The organism is Dietzia sp. PP-33 (assembly GCF_033790845.1).
Lineage (GTDB): Bacteria > Actinomycetota > Actinomycetes > Mycobacteriales > Mycobacteriaceae > Dietzia.
The window spans coordinates 165,482-188,876 of sequence record NZ_JAMYEI010000009.1 but is presented as its reverse complement, the minus strand read 5'-3'; the positions used below and the strand labels follow the sequence as shown (position 1 = coordinate 188,876).

Genomic DNA, 23,395 nt, shown 5'->3' with positions numbered 1-23,395 from the left:
TCATGACCGAAACCGCCGCCACGCCTGACCCGACGATGGAAGCCATCAACAACGCCGTGATCCTCGGGCACGCGGGCGACGTCGAGTCGGCCCGCCGTGACCTGCTCACCATCTGGGACCAGATCGGCGTCGCGGGAGACCCGCTCCCCCGCTGCGCTCTCGCTCACTACCTGGCCGACCTCCATGAGAGCCCTGCAGAGGCGCTCCCCTGGGACGTCCGCGCCCTCGACGCCGCCGACGCCCTCACCGACGCACGCGCCCGGAATTACCACGCCAGCCTTCAAGTCGCCGGGTTCTACCCGAGCCTCCACCTCAACATCGCTGACAACCTCCGCCGCCTGGGCGCGTTCGAGGCAGCGACCGAGCACATTCGCAACGCGGGGCAGCGCCTCTCAGCGCTGTCAGACGATGCGTACGGCCAGAGCATCCGCACGGCCATCGACGAAGTCCGCCAGGCCATCGACAACCGTGACACCGCACGCCGGTCGTCGGCACCCGGTGCAGCCCCGTGACGCACTAAAACCCGCCGTCGGCCGTCGAAGGGTGTTTCCACGTTGATGTGCCTTCGAGGATGATGACAGGAGTGAACGAGGCGCCGCGAGGACTGCACGGGTTGAGTAGCACTGACGCTGAGCACTTGCTTGACGGCGCGGTGGGGCCGTTCTACACGCCGGCCTCGGTGGCCCACCTCCTTGAGGTCTCACCAGCAGAGATCCGCAGTCGGAATGCTGCAGGCAGCGTGCTTGCTGCCCGATTGCAGAACGGTCAGTGTGTCCCCCCTGGCAGATGGCGAACGGATCGGTTCACCCCGAGCTAGTGAACCTCTGGAAAAAGCTTGTTCGAAGTGCTGACGAATGGGCCGGCCTGCTCTGGCTGTGTGCCCCCAACGAATAGCTAGAAGCCCAGTCACGGGTGCAGTGGACCAGGAGCGGCCGTGCCGCTGACGGGGCGAGGCTTACGGCGTCGCGCACCGCTTCGGTCTGGGCCCAGTAGCGCACCAGCTACGGCGTGCCAGTCGAGCCAGCTGCCGGTGGCGAGTGGTTGATGAGCTCGTGGAGAGCGGCCGCGCCGGCGAGGAGCCCGAGTCCGCGGGCTCGGAGTGTGGCCCGCCACTCGTGGAGGGCGTGAACGAGTCTGTCGTGGCTTCGGTGTTCGTGAACCTCGGCGACGATGTCGGCAATCAGCTCCAAGGGGTGTCGTCCCCGCCGCAGCTGGCGGGCCAGGAGTGCGTCCCGTAGGTCGTCGGCGTGGAAGAGCCGGTGGCCGGTTCTCGGGTCGCGAGTGGGCCGGAGGATTCCGGCCGTCTCCCAGGTGCGCAGTGTTGCGGCAGTCACTCCGATCCTGCGGGCCACCTGGCCGATCGACAGCGGGCGTGTGTGGTGGAGGTCGAGGACGGGGCGCAAGTTCTCGCCGTCCACCACACGTGCCACGCGGTCGAGGGCGGCCCGGTCGTCGGCCAACTCTGCGTGTCCGCGATCGATCTGTTCGAGGACACCATCGATCTGACCCTGGTGGGCGAGGGTCACGAGTTCGGCGCTTGCGGCGTGACCGAGAGACGGGGCCAGGGCTCGAAACGCGGCGAGAGCGAGTCTGTGGCGCTCCCCATATGAGCGATGCCCGCCTGATGTTCGGTCCGCCGGGGGGAGAATGCCGCGCTCTTCGTAGGACCGGATTGCCTGGCTCGACAGTCCGTGAACCCGTGCCAGATCGATAGGCCGCATCATCTCTCCCCATCTAGCTCATGTGAAGTTTGTTCGGTCTTGAACTCCCAGTATGCGCCCCAATCTTCACCGGGTCTTTCAGAGTTATGGTGGAGGGGGTGACTGACCGAACCCAGAACCCCAGACCACCACTTCTCACCACAGCGCTGTCGAGGCTCCTCGCGAGCCGAGTACCCACGCCACGTGTCATCGCACTGGGGGAGCCCACCCACGGGGACGAGACCTTCCTCACGGTCCGCAACGACATCGTGTCGTGGATCGCGGACGACTTCGGACTCGCCGCGATCGCTCTGGAGACCTCGGCGGACGCCAGCCGTTATCTCGACGAGTACGTATGCGGCGATGCAGACGACCTCGACCGTGCGCTGGAGGCTGGCTTCTCACACGGATTCGGCCGCTTCTCCGGCAACCGTGACCTTCTCCTCCGGCTTCGCTCGATCAACCGAGCACTCGAGGCGCACGACCGTATCCGCTGCGTGGGCATCGATGCAGACATGGACTCACGGCCGAGGACTTTGCCTCCCCAGAGCGGGCTCAGAAGCGCATCGTCGAACGCACCACACGGATGGCCGACCACGTCGATCGTCTTGTGGGACAGATCGGTCATCGTGGTCCAGTGCTGCTGCACGCGCACAACACCCACGTCCATCGGGCCCACTCGACGATGCAACTCGGTCCGCACCGAATCGAGTGGGACGCCCTCGGTCACCAGCTCGCTACGCGACATGGAGAGGACTATCTGGTCGTGGCGACCTCGTGCAGCGCCGCGCCGGCACGAGGCGTCCCTGCCGCCCCGAACGGAACCATCGAACATCTTCTCGACGGCCTCGAAGGCGGCACCGAACCGGTGCTCGTCAACCACCGGAAACTCGGTCATCTCATAGACGCGCACCGGTCGGAACTGCGCATGCGCGACGACCTGACCCCAGCCATGGCTCTCGGTCCGCTCGACCCCGCCACCCTTGTCGACGCGGTCGATGGCGTCATCCATATCAGCCAGGGTGAGCGCGGCCCTCTGCTGACACCCGAGCAGATTCGAGACCTACTGTCGGCGCTGCCGGACGTCGAGGTACTCGTCGCCGGCCCCGACACCGGAGCCCCCGACAGCGCGTGGGGAGACATCTTCTTCACCGTTCAACCACAAGGTCACCACGATCTGCGCCGAATGCCGTTCGCCACCATCGTCGCCAGCAACTATCCCGGATTCGACGAAGACTCCCAACTGGACCGAGATGATGTTTTCGCGCTCAATATGCGAGTCGGGCCCGAGTACTTCGAAGGGCTCCTCGGATTTTCCCCGGAGGAAAGCCCGGCCCACCGCGAGCAATTCGATCCCGTGGCCGCTGGGATCCTGATGCCACATCCCCTCTACGGCTCACAGGCATGGATCCGGATCATCAACCCGCCCGCAGCGCAGACCGAACAGCTGATCGGATTGGCTGGCGCAACAGCACACCGGGTACGAACCAGACTCACCGGAGGTCAGGGAGACGACCCCGCCGCGGGCGCCGTTCTCGGAGGGTCTGCCTGAGCTGCCAGGTACGCAGCGGTACTGGCGTCGGCGGGGAGGAACGTCTCGATCGCGAGTTCAGACAAGGTGACGTCCAGGGCGGTGCCGAATGTTGCGATCATGGCCAGAAACGACAGACGGGCACCGCCGACGTTGAGGAGCAGTGGCACATAGACGGAGTTCGACTCGGTGGCCTGCAGTGGTGCGTCCTCGGGACCGGCGTGTGGGTAGGAAGCCAACTCATCGTGAAGCGAGAGCATGTGGGCGTCAGCGCACGCTAGGGCACTACGGCGCAGTCCACCGAGTACAAAAGCGCGCCACTGAGGAAGGTTTGCGATATGAGGTGCCATACCCAGGGGATGCAGTGTCATGCGCAGCGCGTTGAGTGGCCGCTCGGCGAGCAGGCGCGGAGACACGACCTGGGTGAGGACGTCGACCGCGGCGTTGGTCTCGAGTACGTTCCATGTCCGGTCTACTGCCAGGGCCGGGTAAGGCTCGTGGGCAGCAAGTACTTCGCGCACCGCAGTTCGGACAGATGCCAATGCGGGGGCGGTCAACTCATTTTCGGAGTAGCGCGGGGCAAAGCCGGCTGCCATCAACAGTTGGTTGCGGTCCCGTAGGGGGACATCGAGGTGTGCGGCTATCCGAAGCACCATGTCCCGGCTGGGTTGAGACCGTCCGGTTTCGACGAAGCTGAGGTGGCGGGTGGAAATGTCGGCCTCGCTGGATAGCTCGAGCTGGCTGACTCGTCGATGCATGCGCCACTGCCGAAGTAACGAGCCAACCGAAGTCGAGGCAGTCCGCGTGTTCGTCGTCATGGGTCGAGTGTGGCCCAGTGAACGACGAAGCTCCATGACCTCGCAGGTAATCGACTGCGCATCTCGGCGTGGTTCAGGGTGGGGTCGGGACGGCCAGAGTGGCCGCTCATCCGGCTTACTGGGAGGACGACATGACTGCCATTCGATACGCGGACGATCTCCAAACCGGCCAGCAGATCCAGCTCGGGAGCTACACCATCACCGAGTCCGAAATTATTGCCTACGCGCAGCAATGGGATCCGGTGTTCATCCACGCCGACCCGACAGCGGCCGCGAAAACACCCCTGGGCGGCGTGATCGCCAGTGGGTTACACACCTTGGCGATCTACCAGCGCTTGGCCGTCCCAGCCTTCTGGTCTCATTTCACGGGAGGGGTCGGACGTAGTTTCGAGATCTACTTCCGTCGGCCCGTGCACCCAGGCGCCACGCTGACCGGACAGCTGACAGTGCACTCGGTGATACCGAGAGTCGAACGCGGCGATGCGAAAGTCGCCATCACCGCAGAGCTCACTAACGACCATGGCGAGACCGTTCTTGAGCTCACCAACCACTCCGCCCTTCCGCTTCGCAGCGCCGCTGCAGGCCCTTCGTGAGGAACGCGGACACCTTGCGTAGTGCCCTCGGCGGCCAACGCGCCGCCGTCGCTACTGCCCTCCGCCTTCTATGTAGCTCCTCCCGTTGTCGTTTCGCGGGCGTAGGCAGCTGGTGTGGTGCCGTAGGCATTGCGGAACGCGTTGATGTACCCGCTGGTCGTGCGGTAGCCGATGCGATCCGCGACGCTGCTCACGGCCATGCCGCTCGAGAGCAGTGAGAGCGACGCGATCAGGCGAGCTTGAGTGCGCCAGCGCGTGAACCCACTTCCGGTCTCGGCGACGAACGCTCGCATGATGGTGCGCGAACTGACACCGGCCTGGCTCGCGAGGCTGGAAAGCGGCGTGTCATCGCGCGGGTCGGCCAGGACTCGTTCCGCGATCGCTCGGGCTACCAGGTGGGTCGGTGTCACCAAACTTGCGTGGTGCTCCGGAGCGTCCTGCATGAGCTGCGAGAGCAGGACATGGCAGGCCGCTCTCGTCGCAGGAGTGGGGGAGCCGGAGCTCATGTATCGGGATATCTCCGCCATGAGCGCAGTGCAGGAGATCGCGCGTGGCTGGTTCCATCGTTCACCCGGCGGTCGGAGCGGGACGGCGCTGTAGACGCTACGGGTTACCCCGGAGTTCAGGGGCTCGACCGAATGCGCGATGCCGGCGGGAAACCAGAACGCCGCGTTGGTGGGGACCAACCAGCGCTGCGCCCCGACGAGCACGTTCACGGCGCCGTCCGGGAACCAGTAGAGCTGGTCTTCGTCATGACTATGGGGTGGATGGGTGGTCGCTTCGTGGAGCGCACCGAAAAAAGTCTGCGATGTCACCTGCGGTGTATCGGCTGCACCCTTTGCCGTGGAGCGTCCCAAAAAATGCGTCACGACGACAACCGTACTTGCACCCGTGGCGTATTTGAGTCACTTGAAGTGGATTGAGCAGGTGAACTTGTGAGGCTAGCCTAACCTGGTTCCGACGCTCCTGAATGCTCCTGCGCCGGGCCGATGTCATGTAACCCACAGCAGAAGGATCGAAGTCTATGACCACACTCGGCGGTACTCGCCGGTTCCGAAGGACAGCTGGCGCGACGATCGCCGCACTCCTCGTCGCAACCCTCGCTGCCTGCTCGTCCGAACCCACCCCCTCCGGTGGGGCGGGTGCAAGCGAAGGTTCGTCCGGGGGCGGTGAGTTCCCGGTGATGATCGATCATGTCTACGGCGAGACAGTGATTCCCGAGGAGCCAACCCGGGTGATCACACTCGGGCTCTCGGATCAGGATCCGCTGCTCGCGTTGGGCGTGAAGCCGATTGCTGTCTACCCGTGGTGGGGTGACTACGAGTCCGCGACGTGGCCGTGGGCGCAGGACGAGCTCGGCGACGCGGAGCCGGTGGTGCTCAACGGTGGGGTCCGGGATGAGGCGAATCCGCCGATCGAGGAGATCGCGTCGCTTGAGCCGGATCTGATCATCTCGCTCTACAACGGAACGACGAAGGAGCAGTACGAGCAGTTGTCGCGCATCGCGCCGGTCGTCGTGCCGGATGAGGAGTACGCGGACTTCGCGATCACATGGCAGGAGGCGACCCGCGCCACGGGCGAGGCCCTGGGCCGTGAGGATGAGGCGCTCTCCTTGGTGGATCAGCTGGAGCAGGAGTTCGCTGACGCGGCCGATGACCACCCTGAGTTCGCGGGCAAGACCGCGGTCGTGGCGGAGCGGTTCGAGGCGGGCGAGACAATCGTGCGCACGGGCAGCGATGTGCGAGCGAAGTTCTTCGAGCAGCTCGGCTTCACGATTCCCGCCGAGATCGCCGGTATCACGCCGAACGACTACGGCGAGCTGTATGTGCCGGACGAACTGATAACGGAGATCTCCAAGGATCTGCTGGTGTGGAACGTGGGGTTTGCCCCCGATGCTCGCCGGACGGTCGAGGCGCTCGCCCTGTACGAGCAGTTGCCAGTTGTGCAGAACGACCGGGTGTTGTGGGTTGAGGACGAGGTGGTCTCCGGTGCCTTCAGCTGGGGAACCGTCCTGAGCTTGCAGTACGCGCTCGACGAGTTGCTGCCGCAGATCACGGAGACGGTGAACTGACCAGATCCGGCATACGGCGAGCACAACGCCTTCGGCTACTCGCCTGGGGCGCTGTGCTCACGGTGGCGCTCATCACCGTCATCGGGGGCAGCCTGGCGATCGGGGCTCGGTCGATTCCTCTATCCGATGTGGTCTTGGCGCTTCTCACCCCGTCCGGTTCGGAGGCGGACACCGTGGTTCGTGACGTGCGCATCCCACGCACGCTCGTGGGCGTGCTCGCCGGCGCGGCGCTCGGGCTCTCGGGGGCGCTCATGCAGGGACATACCCGTAATCCGCTCGCCGACCCGGGCATTCTCGGGGTGAACGCGGGAGCAGCCTTTGCGGTCTGCCTCGGTATCTCGGTCTTCGGGATCACGTCGGTGACGAATCAGGTCTGGCTTGGTCTCCTCGGTGCTCTCACCGCGAGCGTGATCGTCTTCCTCGGCGGCGCTACCCGCGGTCGGGAGTCCGCGCCCGTGACGCTCGCGCTCATCGGCACCGTCGTCACCGCAGTCCTCACCGCCCTGACCAGCGCGGTATTGCTGCTCGATTCCGCGACGATCACGTCGTTCCGGTACTGGACAGTCGGCTCGCTCGCGGGCCGAGGACTCGGTGAGATAGGCGCGGCGCTGCCGTTCCTCCTGTCGGGAGTGGTGCTGGCGATGGCTGGCGTGCGAACTCTCAACGCGGTTGCTCTCGGAGAGGAGCTGGCGGCCTCGCTCGGCAACCGCTTGGTGCTGGCGCGTCTGATCGGTATCGCAGCGGTGGCGTTGCTGACCGCGTCAGCGGTGGCGATCGCCGGTCCGCTGATGTTCATCGGTCTCATCGCGCCCCACATCGCCCGCGGCATCACCGGCCCCGACTACGTCTTGATCGTGCCATCGGCCGCTGTGGTGGGCGCGGTGACGGTCCTTGCCGCTGACGTTCTCGGGCGCCTCGTGATCCGCCCCGAAGAGGTGCAGGTCGGGATTATCGCCGCGCTCCTCGGGGGGCCGCTGTTCATCGCATTCGTCCGCCGCCGCAGGTTGACCGCCCTATGACCGGAACCCCGCCCGCGGCGTTGCGACCTGTCCTGAGGATTGCGCCCTTCGCGTTCCCGATCCGGCCGCGGGCGGTCGCCTGGTATCTGGCGATCGCCATCGCGATCTTCGTGCTGTTCTGCCTGAGCGTCAGCATCGGTGAGATGCCGATCCCCCTCGCCGACGTCATGGCCGCACTGTTCGGCGGGGGATCGGACGGCGCCCGGTTCATCATCAGCGGACTGCGGCTGCCCCGCGCGCTGGTCGCCCTCGGCGCCGGGTGCGCGCTCGGCATCTCCGGGGCGCTCATCCAGACGGTCACCCGGAACCCGCTCGCCAGCCCCGACGTCATCGGTATCCTCTCCGGAGCAAGCGCGGGGGCCGTCGCCGCCATCGTGCTGGGGGTGACCACGTCCAGCCCGTTGGTTGCCTCGTGGGGTGTGTCGCCGTTCGCCGTGCTGGGTGGGCTTTCCGCGTCGGCCGCCGTGTTTCTGCTCTCGTGGCGTCGGGAGGCCGGCGGGATGCGGCTCATCCTGGTCGGCATCGGTGTCGCCGCGATCAGCACTGCTCTGACCTCGATGTTCCTCGTGGGGGCGCGAGTCCACGAAGCCGCGCAGGCCGTTGTGTGGCTCACCGGCACCCTCGACGGTCGCACGTGGACCCACGCCTGGCCGCTCCTGATCACCTTGGCGGTCGCGCTTCCGTTCCTCGCACCATTGCTCCATCAGCTCGGGGCACTGTCGCTCGGAGACGCGCTTGCCCAGAGCATCGGTGTGAAAGCTGGGCCGGTGCGTCTCCTCGCCCTGGGCTGCGCGACCGTGCTCGCTGCGATGGCCGTTGCGGCAGCCGGCCCGATCGCGTTCATTGCCTTCGTCGCTCCGCAGATCATGATGCGAATTGTCGGTACCGCGACGCCGCCCGTCTTCGGCGGCGGGCTCGGCGGTGCGCTGCTGCTGCTTGCCACAGACGTCGCCACTCGGACGCTGCTGCCAGTCAATCTTCCGGTCGGGATCGTCACCGTCGTGCTCGGCGCTCCCTGCTTCCTGCTCCTTCTCCTCTCACGACGTAGAAAGCTCACCGCATGAAATTCGCCGACTCCACCCGGTTGCAGGCTCACGGCGTCCACGTCGGGTACGGGGCCCGCGCTGTCCTGGACGGGATTGATTTCGCCGTCCCGGATCGGGCGGTCACGGCGATCATCGGTCCGAACGGCTGCGGCAAATCGACCCTTTTGAGAACCCTCGGGCATACGCTACGGCCGCGCGCCGGGCACGTGAGTCTCGATGGAGCGAGCCTGCACCACGTCGCGCCGAAGCAACTCGCGAGGCGGGTCGCGATGCTGCCCCAGGCCCCCACCGCGCCCGAGGGGATCACCGTCGTAGATCTCGTCGCCCGCGGACGGCAGCCCTACCAGTCGTGGCTGCGGCAATGGTCAGTCGAGGACGAGGCCGCCGTACGCCGAGCGCTTGATCTCACCGGCACCACCAGCCTCGCCTTCGACACCCTCGACAGCCTCTCCGGGGGGCAACAGCAGCGCGTCTGGATCGCCTTCGTAGTCGCCCAAGATTCCGACATCCTGCTTCTGGACGAACCAACCACCTTCCTCGACCTGGCACACGCGATCGAGGTGTTGCGGCTGATCGAGACGCTGCACGAGGACAGCGGCCGCACGATCGTGATGGTTCTCCACGACCTGAATCTGGCGGTGCAGTATGCCCAACACCTCGTTGTTTTGCAGGACGGCTCGATTGTGACGCAAGGGGCGCCTGTCGATGTCCTCACCGCAGACCTACTCTTCGACGTGTTCGGTCTCTCAGCACAGGTCATCCAGAACCCCGTGGGGGACGGCATCCTCGTCGTGCCCACAAAGCAGCCGTTCTAGCGATCAGTTCGGACTCGTACAGCCCGATAGTGGACTCCATGGGCGCATGCAGCCCAGATCGGCGAGGACGTCTTCTGGTTGGACGAATCTGTGGTCGGCCCACCTGAGTGGACAGCGTGCCTGGGTTGGCCGGGTTTTGCTTCCGAATGTGGAGGACTCGCCCAGACGGTGGGCTCGGCCGTCATCGGCGTCCTCTTCCTGATCTGGGCTGACGCCATCGCCCGGTCGTTGGGCCTTCCCGGCTTCGCCGACCGCAGATGGCAGACGCTGTCCGGGGGAGAGAAGCAACGCCCCCAGTTGGCGAGGGCGTTCGCGCAGGAAGCGCCGGTGATGCTTCTCGATGAGCCCACGAATCAGCTTTACATCCGTAGTCAGCTGCAGTTGATGCGGCTGATCGGCGAGAACCCGGAGAAGACGACGGCGGTGGTGCTGCACGATCGGCAGCTCGCCGCGACCAACTGCACCCGCCTCGCGGTGGACGTCCTCACCGCCGATCTACTGACCGACGTTTTCGGCATCACAGCCGACGTCGTGAATGACGGCTCGGGCTCGCCGATGCTCGGCTACCGAGGCGTGGTCCAACAGCACCGGGTTCTCAGCGGCCGCATTCCGCCAGCCCGGCATTTCTCCTGGTAGTGCTACTAACAAGTGGAGGCCAGCCTCCTGTGTGTGACCTATCGTGACGTGATGTCCAACACGACCGACCAGCAAGCCGAACTCGGGTCCTTCCTCCGGTCTCGACGTGCCGCCGTCACTCGTGCGGACTTCGATTTGCCCGAGCTGCGCGGCGGCCGCACCAGAGGGCTCAGGCGCGAGGAGGTTGCGGTGCTGGCGGGCGTCAGCGTCACGTGGTACACGTGGCTCGAGCAGGGACGGAACGCCAACCCGTCACGGCAGGTGGTGGACGCCATCGCCCGCGAGCTCCGATTCTCCGGCGCGGAGCACGCCTACGCCCTGGCGCTCGCGGGATTTGGCCCGCCCGTTTCTCTGGACCGCGATCCCGATCGTCCTGTGCCCGAACACCTCAGCCGGTTGCTCGACGGTTGGTCCGAGTCCCCGGCGTTCGCTATCACAGCATCGTGGGACATCGTGGCGTGGAACCGTGCGTATGAAGCCCTGTACCCCGGGGTCGGCGCGCATCAGTTCGGGCGTCGGAACCTCCTGTGGGCGGTCTTCATGGACCCGTATGTCCGACGCATGCTGCCGGAGTGGTCGACCGACAGCGCCCACTTCGTCGGCGAGTTCCGTGTCGACTACGCGACACACTTGTCCAGCGACGCGATGAAGGAGCTCGTGCACGACCTGCGGCGGCAGAGCCAAGAGTTCGACGAGGTCTGGACGCGGCACGGGATCGAACGATTCTCGTCGCGTATGAGGCGCTTTCATCACCCATCCGTAGGAGATCTCGCGCTTGAGGTGCACCGGCTGGTGCTGTCTGACGACCCCAACCTTCACCTGATCGTCTACTCCGCTGTCCCCGGGGAAACCGACACCGCCGCACTCGCAACGCTCATCGAGACCGCGTCGCCTCCACGCTAGACGGGTAGTGGCAGTACTAGGAGGAACACCGTCTTTCCGCCTCGCGGTCACAAGGCCGACCATGAGGCATGCCACCACTCAGATCACGCACCGTGACGCACGGACGGAATATGGCGGGCGCCCGCGCCTTACTTCAAGCCGCCGGGGTCAACCGCCAGGACATCGGCAAACCCATCGTCGCCGTCGCGAACAGTTTCGCCGAGTTCGTGCCGGGACACACGCACCTGCAACCAGTGGGTCGAATCGTCAGCGAAGCGATTGCCGAAGCAGGGGCGGTACCCCGCGAGTTCAACACGATCGCTGTCGACGACGGGATCGCCCAGGGCCACTCGGGAATGCTCTACTCCCTGCCTTCGCGGGACCTGATCGCCGACTCGGTCGAGTACATGGTGAATGCGCACTGCGCAGATGCTCTGGTGTGCATCTCCAACTGCGACAAGATCACCCCGGGCATGTTGATGGCGGCGTTGCGCCTCAACATCCCCACGGTCTTCGTGTCCGGAGGGCCCATGGAAGGTGGCACGGCGGTTCTCGTCGACGGTTCTGTTCGCACGCGCTTGAGCCTGGTCTCACCCATGGCAGACGCTGTGTCCGACACCGTTTCCGATGACGACCTCCAGCGCATCGAGGATGCGGCATGTCCAACGTGCGGGTCGTGTTCCGGGATGTTCACCGCCAACTCGATGAACTGTCTGGTGGAAGCTATGGGTCTGGCGCTCCCGGGCAACGGGACGACACTTGCCACCCACACGGCGCGCCGGCAGCTGTACATCGACACCGGACACGCCGTCGTCGACATCACTACCAGCTACTACGAGGACGACGACGAGAGCGTCCTGCCCCGAGCGATCGCAAGTCGGGAGGCCTTCGACAATGCGATGGCGCTGGACATTGCGTTCGGGGGCTCCACCAACACGGTGCTGCATCTACTCGCGGCAGCCCACGAGGCAGAACTCGATTACACGTTGAAGGACATCGAGATCCGGTCCTCGCGGGTCCCGTGTCTGACGAAGGTCGCTCCGAATGGTCCGTACCTGGTCGAAGACGTTCACCGTGCTGGCGGGGTCCCAGCAATCCTGGGAGAGCTCGACCGCGCCGGCCTCCTCGATCGCTCCGTGCGGACGGTCCATCGCCGGACGTTGGCCGAGTGGTTGGCCGACTGGGACGTTCGTTCCGGCACCGCCACCCCCGAGGCTCTGGAGCTGTTCCATGCCGCCCCGGGGTGTCGACGCTCCTCCTCGGCGTTCTCCCAATCTGAGCGCTGGGACTCACTGGATCTCGACGCGGAGGAGGGGTGCATTCGTAGCGTGAACCACGCCCATTCCGTCGACGGTGGGCTGGCGGTTCTCCGTGGAAACCTTGCGCCTGATGGGGCAGTCGTGAAGACAGCCGGAGTCGACCCCTCGATGCTGCGCTTCACCGGTGCGGCGGTCGTGGTCGAGTCACAGGAGGAGGCCGTCGATGCGATCCTCACCGGCCTGGTCGTCCCCGGATCGGTGCTCGTCGTGCGATACGAGGGGCCACGCGGAGGACCCGGCATGCAGGAGATGCTGTATCCGACGACCTTCATGAAGGGGCGAGGTCTCAGCGGATCGTGTGCCTTGATCACGGACGGCCGATTCTCTGGTGGTAGCTCCGGGCTGTCCATCGGTCACGTGTCGCCCGAGGCCGCCGACGGAGGATTGATCGCGCTCGTTCACAACGGCGATGAGATTACGATCGACATCGAGAGGCGGTCCATCGATGTAGACCTGACACGGGAGATGATCGATGCGCGTCGGGCCGCCCTCACGTCCTATACCCCAGCGAACCGGCGGCGACCCGTCTCAGTTGCCTTAAGGGCGTACGCGGCGATGGCACTCTCGGCAGACAAAGGCGCGGTCCGTGACGTGACCCGGATCGAATCCATCCGCTGAGATGATGAACCGTACGCAGCGGATTCACTACGAGGTCACGATGAAGGGCCCCAAATGTCTGACACCTCCAGCCTCATCCAGAGCCTCGAGACATCGCAGGACCAGTTCGAGCACTACCGGGTGTCCCTGACCCCGACGCTCGAGGATCGCGACGTCGGTGAGCTGTCGCGGGCCCTTCACGCGATACTCCCCGACCTCGCATTCCACGAAGGTCAGGCCGCCGCTGCCGGGATAGCGCTGGGGCACCTGAACGCGGGAGCAGACGTCTCGGTGGTGTCGAGTGAGCTGGCTACCGGTCTCCTCGAGTACCAGGCCGCCCGCCAGGGTGAGGACTTCCTGGCGGGCTTCGCCAGAATCCTCGTCTCCGTGAAGCGAGCGGTGCCCCGGTAGCCCTCCGGGACGCCGGCGATCACCGCCCTGGACTCGTCCGGCCCGGACGCCATGTGGACATGCGCGGGGTGGTCGCGGAGCCCTCGACTATGAACGCCGTACTCACCCGGTGGAGGCGGCTGGTTTCGTGGACGCTCCCGTTGTGGTGCGTCAGACTGAGGTCCAGCCCTCCTGTCGACACGACACCGGAAGAGGACGCCAGCCTCCATGGAGCATCTCAGCCACTTCGCCCAGGAGTTCCGGAAAGCGCTGAGAAACCTGTTGCCCATCGCGGTCGTGGTGGTGGCCTTCCAGTTGCTGGTCTTTCGCCGGATGCCCGAGGACCCACTGCAGCTGGTGGCCGGTCTGCTGATCGTCGGGGTGGGAATCGCACTGTTCCTACACGGCCTGGACCTGAGCGTGTTCCCGGTGGGCAAGAACCTCGCCAACCAGTTCACCCGCCGCGGTGCGCTGGGGCTTCTGCTGACCTTCGGCTTCGCCATCGGGTTCGCCGCGGTTGTGGCCGAGCCGGCCCTGATCGCGGTGGCGGAACAGGCGGAACTGATCAGCGAGGGGCGGATCAACGGGATCGTGCTGCGGGTGGTCATCGCAGTGTCCGTGGGCCTCGTTTTGGTCCTGGGGATCCTGCGCGTGCTGCGGGGCTGGCCGGTACACCGGATTCTGATCGGTGGCTACGTCGTGGTCCTGGCCGCCACTTTCGTGGCCCCACCGGAGATCGTGGGTCTGGCCTACGACTCCGGCGGTGTGACCACCAACGTCGTGACCGTCCCGTTGATCGCCGCGATCGGGATCGGGTTGGCCAACTCGATACGGGGCCGCAGTGCGCTCACAGACGGCTTCGGACTGGTGGCGCTCTGCGTGATGGTGCCGATGATCGGAGTACAGCTCTACGGGATCTGGGTCTACACCTTCGGCGGCGCCGGCGACGCGCCGGCCACGGGGACGCGGCAGGCTCATGGTGTCCCCTGGTGGCTGGAGCACGTGGTGGGCCTGGGCGAGATGGTCCGCGACGTGGCGCCCATGGTGGTCGTGGTCCTGTTCTTCCAGTACGTCGCACTACGGCGCCGGCTGTCCCACCCGCTGCGGGTGGCAGTGGGGTTTGTCATGGTCCTCGTGGGGCTGTACGCCTTCGTGGTCGGCCTGAAAATGGGGCTCTTCCCGCTGGGCACACAGATGGCCGAGCAACTCATCGAGCGTGGCGTCCCCGCTCTGATCCTTCTGTTCGCTCTGCTCATCGGCTTCGCCACCACCATGGCCGAGCCGGCTCTGGTGGCCATCGCGGACCAGGCCGAGCACGTGTCGCCGGCCGGGATCAGCGCCACCGCCATCCGCCTGGTCGTCGCCTCGGGGGTGGCCGTCGGCATTACCGTGGGGGTGTACCGCATCCTCGCCGGCGGGCCGTTGCACTACTTCATCATGGCCTCCTACGCGGTGGTCATCGTCCTGCTGGCTCTGGCCCCGAAATACATCGTCCCCCTGGCCTTCGACCTCGGCGGGGTGACCACCTCGGAGGTCACCGTTCCACTGGTCACCGCCCTGGGCATCGGGCTGGCCAGCGCGATCGAGGGGCGCAGCGCGCTGATCGACGGCTTCGGTCTGATCGCGTTCGCCTCCGTATTCCCGATCATCTCCGTTCTGGCCTATGCCGTTGCCCTGGAGAGAATTCCCCGCCTGCGAAAGGAACCGTCATGAAGTTCACGGCCGTCGTCGTCATCGCTCCTCCAGACCTGGAGGACACCGCCATCGAGATAGCTCAGCGATCCGGGGCGACAGGGGTGACCATCCTGGAAGGCAAGGGCATCGGCGGGGAACAGAAGAAGACTTTCTTCGGCCTGACCTTCGAGGGCTCGCAGTCGGTGCTGTTGATGGTCGTCGGCACCCACCTGGCCACCCCGATCCTCAAGGCTCTGCACGAGATCCTGGTCGACGGGGACAATTCCCGCGGCATCGCCTTCAACGTCCCCATTGAGCACCTCACCGGCATCGACGCCCGGCAGTTGGTGAAGTTCGAGGAGTACATGCGCCGCGAGAACACCTGAACCGCACTACACCCACGCCCCATTCCGACCGGAACCCAGGAGGACCCAGATGCTGACCGTTGAACAAGTAATGGTGCCCGAGGTGATCACCATCTCCCCCTACGCCACCCTGCGCGAGGCGCTGGCGATGATGCGCTCCCATCGGGTGAAGAGCCTCGTGGTGGAACGCCAGCACCCCCACGACGCCTATGGTCTGCTCAGCTACAACGAGCTGCTGCGCGCCGTCGTCGCCGAGGAGGGCGACGTCGACCTGCTCAACGTCTACGACGCCGCCGAGAAACCGGCCGTCACCGTGGGCGAGGACCTGTCGGTGAACCAGGCCGCAGCCCTCATGGGCCGGTTCCATCTCAACCGCCTGGTGGTGGTCCGCGGCAACGAACTCATCGGGTTGTTGGCGACGAACGACATCCTCGCCCGGCTGATCGACGAGGTCACCTGAACCGCCAACTCTGGGCTAGTTTCTCGCCGCTGCCTAGTGGGGGAATCGTGGTTTCAGCTACGCGTCGTAGTGATGATTGGTCGACTCCACGATTGCGAGTGCCACCCGCGCGACGTCACCGTCGTCGTCGCTCGAGACCGCCCGCACCACGTCGGCAGCCGTTGAACCCGAGAAGTTGGAACGTCAGGGAAACAGGGGAGTAGGGCAGGTGCCTCCCCTCGGCGACCGCCGCCACGTGCCTCGCTGACTAGCGTGGAGCCATGTTCACTGGACTGAGCGCGTTCCCGGTTACTCCTCTCGACGACGATGGTGTCGACTCCGGCAGGTTGTCCCGACTCGTGGAGCGGCTCGTCGGGGCGGGCGTCGATTCGATCGGGGCGCTCGGGTCGACCGGGTCGTACGCATACCTGTCTCCCGAGGAGCGGGCTGTGGCCGCGCGGGCGGTCGTGTCGGCCGCGGGCGAGGTTCCGGTGATCATCGGAGTCGGCGCTCTCACCCTGTCCGATGTGCTGCGCAACGTCGATGCCGCGCAGGCGGCCGGAGCGTCAGGCCTGCTGGTCTCGGTGATGACCTATCAGCCGTTGACCGAGGAGGAAGTCGTGACGTTCTTCGAGGACGTCGCTGCCCGGTCGTCGGTGCCGATCTGTGTGTACGACAACCCGGGCACGACGCACGTCACCTTCACCGATGCGATGCACGAGCACATCGCCGCGCTTCCGCAGGTTCGATCTATCAAGCTGCCCGGCGCCCCGGGGCCGACGTTCACCGACCGGGTGCGCCTCCTGCGGGGGGTAGTGCCCGAGGACGTGACGCTGGGAGTCAGCGGTGACGCGTTCGCCGGTGACGCGCTCCTCGGTGGCGCTGACGTCTGGTACTCCGTTGTCGGCGGCACGCTACCCGAGCCCGCGGTGGCACTGACGCGTGCGGCCCAGCGCGGTGACCGGGCGGAAGCCGACGCCATCGCAGCACGGCTCGCACCGTTGTGGGAGCTGTTCAGCCGGTACGGGAGCTATCGCGTGGTGGCGCATCTCGCGGTTCTGCTCGGCCTGACGGACACGGTCGCCGTGAGACGTCCCGTGCGTCCGCTGGCTGATGCGACGGTAGCCGAGCTCCGGGCGTTGCTGCCAGGCGTCACCGCGACTCGGTGACGACGGCGGGGTCGCTCGATCGACAGTCTGCTATCCGCTCTGCGCACCCAGTGATGCCGGGGAACATGCCGGGGGTCCGTTGCACTCCTCGTCATGGCCTGATTCACCACATTGATTGGGGACCGTCGCTTCTAGCGGCGGGTTCCCTCCTGTAGGACGCATCCGCCGCTCCGCGGTCCAGCCGGGCGGCGCTTGCGCATGCCCGGGCGCACGCTCTTTCTTCGGAGCGTCTTCACATGCCCACCTACCGCTGGTGTCGGGGCGCGTCCATGATCATCGGTGGTGGCCGTGGATCGAGTTCACGCTGCATCGCCGGGTGTCCTGCCGGGCCTTCCGGCCGGAACCGACCGTCGATGGAGCCGTGCTCGTGCTGTCTCGGAGGCCCTGTCCACTTCTCGCGGAGCAGAGCCACAGTGCATACCGCCAGTTCGTTCACGACGTCTTCACCGGCCGGGGCCGCGGCCTGGCGTCGATCCTCGGCACAGTCGTCCATGCGAGGCGCAGATCGGTTCGGGACTCCAGCCCTTGTGCTGGCGATGGTCGCCTCGGCACGGCGTGATCCTGCCGAGCAGGTGTGCTCTTTCCGGCCCGTCGACCGGGCGCCTCAGACAAGGATGACCCCTATGACACCTTCTGCATTGGGGACGTGGCGATGATCGAGGTGCGCCCGGCTGAGCGGTTCGACGACGTGGCAGTTCTCCTGGGTCCGAAGAAGAACCCGGACGCCTCGGTGTGCTGGTGCCTCAGCCATCGACTGGACTCCACGACGAACAACTCGCTAGCGGGTCCCGCTCGCGGAGAGTACGTCCGCGACCTGTGCGGGCGGGAGGTCGCACCGGGCGTGCTCGCCTACCTCGGGCCCGAACCCGTGGGGTGGGCGGGAGTCGCTCCGCGCCGCGATCTCCCGATCGCGCGATCACGAGTGGTGCCGATCGTCGATTCTCAACCCGTGTGGTCGATCTTCTGTATCCGAGTTCGCCCCGGGTACCGGGGTCGGGGCATCGCGCGGGAGTTGGTCGAGGGTGCGGTCGAGTTCGCACGTGACCACGGCGCACCCGCCGTCGAGGCGGTGCCCGTGGACAACGGTGCGGAGAAGGTCAATCTGACGATGGCCTTCGTCGGTTTCCGCTCCCTTTTCGAGGAGGCGGGATTCGTCAAGGTCGCCGATACCCGCTCGGTGGCGGGGGGCTTCCCCCGGATCGTCATGAGGCGCCAACTCGACTGACAGCCGTGGTCGCGATCCTGCGGCGCTGGTGGAGGGAAAGAGTGCGGCGGATGGCAGCCCAGCGCTAGGCTTTCGGCTACCGCCACCTCGTGAGCAGCGGAGGACGACCATGGGAACGCTGGGCTACACCGCGACCATCTCGATCGACGGTTATGCCGCCGACGCGAACGGAGACTTCGACTGGACCGCGCCGGGCGGGGACCTGTTCAGGTTTCACGTGGAACGGATGGAGGCTGTGTCGCACGAGATCCTGGGGCGAAACACCTACCAACTGATGACCTACTGGCAGTCCGAACCAGAGGACGGATCCTGGAGCCCCGACGAGCATGAGTTCGCTCGCCGCTGGGAGGATTTGACGCACATCGCCGTGTCCTCGACGATGACCGAGGCGGACCTCGCGTCCGACCGTGACCGACTGCTACCGCGCCTCGACCTCGCCCGGCTCCAGCAGATCATCGTCGACGCCGAGGGAGAGGTTGAGATCTTCGGACCCACCACGGCGAGCGAGGCGATCAGTGCCGGGATGGTCGACGACTTCCGGTTCTTCATCGTCCCCAGGATCGTGGGTGGCGGCCTGCGCGCGCTGCCCCCGGGTGCCGAGCTCGACCTGGAGCTGGTGGAACACCGCGTCTTCGAGAGCGGAGCCACGCTACTGCACTACAGACGTCGAGAGATCGCCCGGAGCGACTGAAGCCCGGAGCGATCAACCAGGGTGCGCGCCACCGGAGCCGGCACCGACCCTGCTCACCGGTGGATCCTGGCGAGCTTCTCTTCGATACTCGCGACAGCCTGCCGGTCCATTCCCAGAAAGCCCGAGAGCATCCGGCCCACGGGGATCGACCCCACCAGCTGTTCGATCGAGGCCCCACTGCCCCGCTCGCCTCACCGGCGTTCGCGGCGAGCGGGCGGAACACCTCGTCGAGGACCAGCCGTGCGTCGGGGTCCGCCATGGCCTCGGAGATCGTGGACTGCAGGTCGATCCGGACCGGGCGCGCCACCAGCCAGTTCCCGGCCCGCTCGTCCCAGTACGCCAGGTCCCGGCGTTCGATCACCACGTCGAGCTGTCCGCTCTGTCTGGGTTCGAGGTCGATATGGGCGAATCCCACGAGCTTCCGTGGTGCCCGGCTGCGCACCGAGGCCGGAAGCGAGGAGTAGATCTGGACGACCTCGCGGCCCCGGCGTGAGATGGCAGGGCTGTCAGAGGATGCCGGGGTGGCTGAGCGACGGGGGTAGCGGCGGGCCCGGCTTTTGTACGATGCCCCGGTGAACGCATCACCCGAACCCGTGAGCGGCAACCGCGGCCCGGCCGACGTGGCCGCGGACACCGCCGAATGGACCGAACCGACCGAGACGGTTCCCCGTCGACGAATCATCTTCGCCTCGCTCATCGGCACGACCATCGAGTTCTACGACTTCTATATCTTCGCCACGGCCGCTGTCTCGATCTTCCCGCTGCTGTTCTTCCACGGTGGCGATTCGGGCACCGCACTGCTCGCCTCCATGGCGACATTCGGAACGGCGTTCATCGCGCGTCCCCTGGGATCGGTGATCTTCGGTCACTACGGGGACCGCCTGGGACGCAAGGTCACGCTCGTGGGGGCACTGCTGACCATGGGCCTCGCCACGTTCCTGATCGGACTGCTGCCGACCATCCACCAGATCGGGCTGTGGGCGCCGGCAATGCTCACTATCCTTCGGTTCTTCCAGGGCATCGGCCTGGGCGGTGAGTGGTCGGGCGCCGCGCTCCTGGCATCCGAGACCGCGCAGCCGGGCAAGCGGGCCTTCGCCGCGATGTGGCCGCAACTGGGTGCGCCGTTCGGGTTCATCCTGGCCAACGGGCTCTTCCTGCTGCTGACCACCTGGTTCACGTACGACTCCACGGCCAGCGACCTATCCGATCCGTTTCTGGTGTGGGGCTGGCGCCTGCCGTTCCTGCTCTCGATCGTGATGGTGGCCGTCGGCCTCTACGTCCGTCTTCGTATCGAGGAGACTCCGGTCTTCGCCCGGGCGATCGCGGACGATCAGCGCGTCAAGACACCGGTGTCGGAGGTGTTCAGCAAGAACTGGCGGGAGATCATCCTCGGCACGTTCATCATGCTTGCCACCTACGGCCTGTTCTACCTCATGACCACATGGATCCTGTCCTTCGCGATCGGCGGAGAGGGCACCGGCGGGTTGGGGTACGGCTACCGGTCGTTCCTGACCCTGCAGGTGCTCGCGATCATCCTGTTCGCGGTGTTCGTGCCGGTGGCCGGGCTTCTCGCAGACGCGCTCGGGCGGCGGCGCATGCTCATCGGCGTCACCCTCGCCATCATCGTCTTTGGGCTCAGTTTCGGCTGGTGGCTTGACCCCGAGGCGATCGGTACCGGCGACGACCTCGACGTGACCCGCATGCTGCTCTTCCTGTGCGTCGGCATGATCCTCATGGGCCTGACCTTCGGACCCATGTCGGCCGTGCTCCCGGAACTGTTCCCCACCAACACCCGGTACACCGGCTCGGGAGTCGCGTACAACTTCTCGGCCATCCTCGGCGCCGCCCTGACGCCGTTCGTCGCGGTGTGGCTGGTGCAGAACTTCTCGGTGGCCTACGTCGGGTACTACCTGGTGGGTCTGTCCGTGCTGACCATCATCTCGCTCGTCCTGGCCCCGGAGACCAGCAAGAAGTCTCTTTATTCGTGACCCGCGAGCCCATAGGATGGGCGCGTATGAACGCAGTCGGCAAGGTCCTTCTCGGGTTGTTGTTCTTCAACGGGATCACGGCTACCGGTGGGGGCATCGCGCTCATGACCGGTGTGATCCCCGAGGAACCCTCGTGGATCGAGCACACCGACTTCAGCAGTCTCTTCCTCCCCGGCGTGATCCTGCTCGCGCTCGTGGGAGGTAGCGCGTTGTTCGCGGCGACGGTGATGCTCAAGCGAAGCCCGGGATGGCAGGCGGCCAGCATCCTGTCCGGATGGATCATGGTGGTGTGGATCGTCGCGGAGATCGCATCGATTCGCGGCTTCCACGTCCTGCAGGTGGTCTACCTCGTCACCGGGGTCGCCGTGATCTGGTGCACCCCGACCACCCCGACCACCCCGACCACGCCGACCTCGCCGACCACCCCGCGAGGGGCGTCGGAGAGAACCGGGTGAGATCGACGACGGCGGGGTCGGCGCGCCCGTCCGCGATCGCCGACCCCGCGAGTTCGTCGGTGCGTCGGTTCAGCGTCAGTCCCGCGCGGACATCGCCCGGAAGACGTTCAGCGCCCCGAGCACGATGAGCGAGATGCCGAGGAGCCACCACAGGAAGCCGGCGCCCCACACCGGGGTACTCAGCAGGGAGACGCCGGCGAGGACCGAGATGATCGCGAACACGATCGTCACGCCCTTCGCGCCTGACTCGCCGAGGGTGAACAGGGCGGTGAACCCCTCGATGATCCACATGACGCCGATCATCACGGTGATGAAGACGGCGAGGAATGCCGCGGACTGCTCGAGCGAGGCGAAGGCGTAGGCGCCGGCGAGGACGTACAGCAGGCCCAGGAGGACGTGGCCGACCCGACTACCCGTCCCATGGCTCTTGGCGAGGAAGCCTATGGAGGCGTAGACGACGCCCGCGATGATGGCGTAGAAGGCGAGCACGCCGGTGATCGCGACGGCGGTCTTGGCGGGCCAGAGGAGAACGGCGATGCCGAAGCCGATGGCGAGGAGGCCACCGATGATCAGCGCGAGACGCAAGGCCTTGGAGGCCTGGGCGACGGTGGAGTGGGCGGAGGTGGAATGGGTGGCGGTGGAGGTGGACATTCTGGGAACCCCGATCGGGAGAGCCGAACGATCGCGGTCGCGATCAACGGAAATTAATCTAGTCCGTTCATGTCCCCGCCGTGGGTTGTTCCGTGGGCGCAGTTCAGGCCATCGACTCCCGCCAGAAATCGCCGGACGCCGGGCCACGTGGAACCGCGGATAGTGTCATCTCGCGTTCAGGTGGAGGGAACCCCGAGAGAACCCAGCGATGTCACGATGGAGAGTCACGGATCACCGTGGCCCGTCGGCGATAGAGGAGCACCAAGTAACGATGACGACGACCACACGAATCGGTAGGCGTGTTCTGGCGCGGGCAGTCGCAGTGGCGGCCGCCGGCACCCTCACGCTCACGGCCTGTGCCGAACCCGACGAGGGAGGCGGCGCGACCGCGAACGGGGAGAACGCCACCGGCACCGTCACGCTGTACACCTCGGAGCCCCAGGCGAAGATCGACGAGATCATCTCTGCGTTCAACGAGGAGGAGCCCGACATCGCCGTCGAGGTGTTCCGCGCCGGCACCGGAGACCTGCGTGCCCGCATCGCGGCAGAGCAGTCGACGGGCGACATCGGCGCCGACGTGCTGCTGGCGGCCGACGTCCCCACGTTCGAGAGCTACAAGGAGCAGGATCTGTTCCGCGAGTTCACCCCGAGTGATGCCGACGCCCTCCTCGAGGTCGCGACGGACCCCGACGGCTACTACGTGGGGACGCGGATCATCCCCACCGTGATCGCCTACAACACAGGCGACGTCGACGAACCCCCGACCTCCTGGACCGAGCTCACCGAGCCGGACTACGTTGAGCGGATCGTCCTGCCCAACCCGGACATCTCCGGCGCGGCCGCGTTCAACGCCTCGGCGTGGAGCCTGCACCCGGACCTCGGCCCGGAGTGGATCGAGGCGCTCGGCGCCAACAACCCCCAGGTCGCCGAATCAAACGGTCCGGTCGCGCAGGCCGTCGCCGAGGGAGCACGTCCGATCGGCATCGTGGTGGACTACCTGGTGCGCGACCTCGCCGCGGCGGGTTCGCCGATCGGGGTCAGCTACCCCGAAGAGGGAGTCCCGTTCATCACGCAGCCGGGCGCGGTGTTCGCCGACGCCCAGGATCCGGAGGCCGCCGAGCTGTTCCTCGACTTCATCGTCTCGCAGCGCGGCCAGGAGATCGCCGTCGAGCAGAGCTACCTTCCGGTCCGCGACGACGTGGGCACGCCGGAGGGCGCGCCGTCACTGGACCAGATCACGCTGTTCGACCAGGACCTCGAGGCGATCGCCGAGAACCAGGACTCCGCGGTGACCGCGTTCAACGAGGCCACCCGCTGACGC

25 protein-coding genes and 2 pseudogenes are annotated in these 23,395 nt (G+C 66.2%); 21 read left to right on the top strand and 6 right to left on the bottom strand.

Annotated elements, in window-relative coordinates:
- Positions 1-2 precede the first annotated feature (2 nt).
- Entirely contained in the window at positions 3-512 is a 510-nt protein-coding gene (locus tag NJE57_RS16155; protein WP_319029539.1) for a hypothetical protein, read from the top strand.
- A gap of 489 nt (positions 513-1,001) precedes the next feature.
- On the opposite strand, the gene NJE57_RS16150 is transcribed toward NJE57_RS16155, so the two are convergent.
- Positions 1,002-1,526 (bottom strand): MerR family transcriptional regulator, encoded by a 525-nt coding sequence (locus NJE57_RS16150; protein ID WP_319029538.1) that lies wholly within the window; start codon positions 1,524-1,526, stop codon positions 1,002-1,004.
- A 48-nt stretch (positions 1,527-1,574) separates the two neighbouring features.
- A pseudogene (locus NJE57_RS20030) lies at positions 1,575-1,721 on the bottom strand (MerR family DNA-binding transcriptional regulator); the annotation flags it as partial.
- A gap of 472 nt (positions 1,722-2,193) precedes the next feature.
- On the opposite strand from NJE57_RS20030, the gene NJE57_RS16145 reads away from it, so the two are divergent.
- The gene (locus NJE57_RS16145) at positions 2,194-3,252 is read left to right on the top strand and encodes a DUF6194 family protein (RefSeq protein WP_319029555.1); all 1,059 of its coding nucleotides are present in this window, start codon (positions 2,194-2,196) and stop codon (positions 3,250-3,252) included.
- Here the strand turns inward: NJE57_RS16145 and NJE57_RS16140 are convergent.
- Complete coding sequence (locus tag NJE57_RS16140) at positions 3,204-4,049, bottom strand: helix-turn-helix transcriptional regulator (protein ID WP_319029537.1); 846 nt, start codon at positions 4,047-4,049, stop codon at positions 3,204-3,206. The two genes, NJE57_RS16145 and NJE57_RS16140, sit on opposite strands and share 49 nt — an antisense overlap.
- A 131-nt stretch (positions 4,050-4,180) precedes the next feature.
- Between NJE57_RS16140 and NJE57_RS16135 the strand changes: the two genes are divergently transcribed.
- On the top strand, positions 4,181-4,642 hold the full coding sequence (locus NJE57_RS16135) for a MaoC/PaaZ C-terminal domain-containing protein (protein WP_319029536.1): 462 nt from the start codon (positions 4,181-4,183) through the stop codon (positions 4,640-4,642).
- A 68-nt stretch (positions 4,643-4,710) separates the two neighbouring features.
- Here the strand turns inward: NJE57_RS16135 and NJE57_RS16130 are convergent, their stop codons facing one another.
- Entirely contained in the window at positions 4,711-5,457 is a 747-nt protein-coding gene (locus NJE57_RS16130) for an AraC family transcriptional regulator (protein WP_319029535.1), read from the bottom strand.
- Between the two features lie 209 nt (positions 5,458-5,666).
- On the opposite strand from NJE57_RS16130, the gene NJE57_RS16125 reads away from it, so the two are divergent.
- The 15 genes from NJE57_RS16125 (at position 5,667) to NJE57_RS16055 (ending at position 18,980) form a co-directional block, all read left to right on the top strand.
- On the top strand, positions 5,667-6,713 hold the full coding sequence (locus NJE57_RS16125; protein ID WP_319029534.1) for an iron-siderophore ABC transporter substrate-binding protein: 1,047 nt from the start codon (positions 5,667-5,669) through the stop codon (positions 6,711-6,713).
- Positions 6,714-6,766: 53 nt separating this feature from the next.
- Positions 6,767-7,732 carry a FecCD family ABC transporter permease gene (locus NJE57_RS16120; protein WP_319029533.1) on the top strand — a complete coding sequence of 322 codons (966 nt, stop codon included), beginning with the start codon at positions 6,767-6,769 and terminating at the stop codon, positions 7,730-7,732.
- Positions 7,729-8,796: a FecCD family ABC transporter permease gene (locus NJE57_RS16115; protein WP_319029532.1), complete on the top strand. Its 1,068-nt coding sequence runs from the start codon at positions 7,729-7,731 to the stop codon at positions 8,794-8,796. The genes NJE57_RS16120 and NJE57_RS16115 overlap by 4 nt, the downstream gene beginning before the upstream one ends.
- Positions 8,793-9,593: an ABC transporter ATP-binding protein gene (locus tag NJE57_RS16110; protein WP_319029531.1), complete on the top strand. Its 801-nt coding sequence runs from the start codon at positions 8,793-8,795 to the stop codon at positions 9,591-9,593. Before NJE57_RS16115 ends, NJE57_RS16110 begins: the two co-directional genes overlap by 4 nt.
- A gap of 168 nt (positions 9,594-9,761) precedes the next feature.
- On the top strand, positions 9,762-10,229 hold the full coding sequence (locus NJE57_RS16105; protein WP_319029530.1) for an ABC transporter ATP-binding protein: 468 nt from the start codon (positions 9,762-9,764) through the stop codon (positions 10,227-10,229).
- Between the two features lie 51 nt (positions 10,230-10,280).
- Entirely contained in the window at positions 10,281-11,132 is an 852-nt protein-coding gene (locus tag NJE57_RS16100) for a helix-turn-helix transcriptional regulator (protein ID WP_319029529.1), read from the top strand.
- A 68-nt stretch (positions 11,133-11,200) separates the two neighbouring features.
- Positions 11,201-13,048 carry a dihydroxy-acid dehydratase gene (ilvD, locus tag NJE57_RS16095; RefSeq protein WP_319029528.1) on the top strand — a complete coding sequence of 616 codons (1,848 nt, stop codon included), beginning with the start codon at positions 11,201-11,203 and terminating at the stop codon, positions 13,046-13,048.
- A gap of 54 nt (positions 13,049-13,102) precedes the next feature.
- On the top strand, positions 13,103-13,438 hold the full coding sequence (locus NJE57_RS16090; RefSeq protein ID WP_319029527.1) for a hypothetical protein: 336 nt from the start codon (positions 13,103-13,105) through the stop codon (positions 13,436-13,438).
- A gap of 207 nt (positions 13,439-13,645) precedes the next feature.
- Positions 13,646-15,130, top strand: coding sequence for a DUF1538 domain-containing protein (locus tag NJE57_RS16085; RefSeq protein WP_319029526.1), 1,485 nt, complete (start codon positions 13,646-13,648; stop codon positions 15,128-15,130).
- Positions 15,127-15,477, top strand: coding sequence for a P-II family nitrogen regulator (locus tag NJE57_RS16080; protein ID WP_319029525.1), 351 nt, complete (start codon positions 15,127-15,129; stop codon positions 15,475-15,477). The genes NJE57_RS16085 and NJE57_RS16080 overlap by 4 nt, the downstream gene beginning before the upstream one ends.
- Positions 15,478-15,526: 49 nt before the next feature.
- On the top strand, positions 15,527-15,916 hold the full coding sequence (locus NJE57_RS16075) for a CBS domain-containing protein (protein WP_319029524.1): 390 nt from the start codon (positions 15,527-15,529) through the stop codon (positions 15,914-15,916).
- A gap of 260 nt (positions 15,917-16,176) precedes the next feature.
- A complete protein-coding gene (locus NJE57_RS16070) occupies positions 16,177-17,064 on the top strand; it encodes a dihydrodipicolinate synthase family protein (protein ID WP_319029523.1) in 888 nt (295 codons plus the stop codon).
- A 253-nt stretch (positions 17,065-17,317) separates the two neighbouring features.
- Positions 17,318-17,623, top strand: coding sequence for an rRNA adenine N-6-methyltransferase family protein (locus NJE57_RS16065; protein WP_319029522.1), 306 nt, complete (start codon positions 17,318-17,320; stop codon positions 17,621-17,623).
- Between the two features lie 93 nt (positions 17,624-17,716).
- Positions 17,717-18,289: a GNAT family N-acetyltransferase gene (locus tag NJE57_RS16060; RefSeq protein WP_319029521.1), complete on the top strand. Its 573-nt coding sequence runs from the start codon at positions 17,717-17,719 to the stop codon at positions 18,287-18,289.
- Positions 18,290-18,398: 109 nt separating this feature from the next.
- Positions 18,399-18,980 (top strand): dihydrofolate reductase family protein, encoded by a 582-nt coding sequence (locus NJE57_RS16055; protein WP_319029520.1) that lies wholly within the window; start codon positions 18,399-18,401, stop codon positions 18,978-18,980.
- Between the two features lie 361 nt (positions 18,981-19,341).
- Here NJE57_RS16055 and NJE57_RS16050 read toward each other — a convergent pair.
- Positions 19,342-19,662 (bottom strand): annotated as a pseudogene (locus tag NJE57_RS16050) (fibronectin type III-like domain-contianing protein); the annotation flags it as partial.
- Between NJE57_RS16050 and NJE57_RS16045 the strand changes: the two are divergent.
- Complete coding sequence (locus NJE57_RS16045) at positions 19,601-20,968, top strand: MFS transporter (RefSeq protein ID WP_319029519.1); 1,368 nt, start codon at positions 19,601-19,603, stop codon at positions 20,966-20,968. The pseudogene NJE57_RS16050 and the gene NJE57_RS16045 sit on opposite strands and share 62 nt — an antisense overlap.
- A 26-nt stretch (positions 20,969-20,994) precedes the next feature.
- Positions 20,995-21,423 carry a hypothetical protein gene (locus tag NJE57_RS16040; RefSeq protein ID WP_319029518.1) on the top strand — a complete coding sequence of 143 codons (429 nt, stop codon included), beginning with the start codon at positions 20,995-20,997 and terminating at the stop codon, positions 21,421-21,423.
- Between the two features lie 75 nt (positions 21,424-21,498).
- Here NJE57_RS16040 and NJE57_RS16035 read toward each other — a convergent pair whose 3' ends face one another.
- Positions 21,499-22,074 carry an HdeD family acid-resistance protein gene (locus NJE57_RS16035; RefSeq protein WP_319029517.1) on the bottom strand — a complete coding sequence of 192 codons (576 nt, stop codon included), beginning with the start codon at positions 22,072-22,074 and terminating at the stop codon, positions 21,499-21,501.
- A gap of 271 nt (positions 22,075-22,345) precedes the next feature.
- Here NJE57_RS16035 and NJE57_RS16030 point away from each other — a divergent pair, with 271 nt between their 5' ends.
- Complete coding sequence (locus NJE57_RS16030; protein ID WP_319029516.1) at positions 22,346-23,392, top strand: ABC transporter substrate-binding protein; 1,047 nt, start codon at positions 22,346-22,348, stop codon at positions 23,390-23,392.
- Positions 23,393-23,395 lie beyond the last annotated feature (3 nt).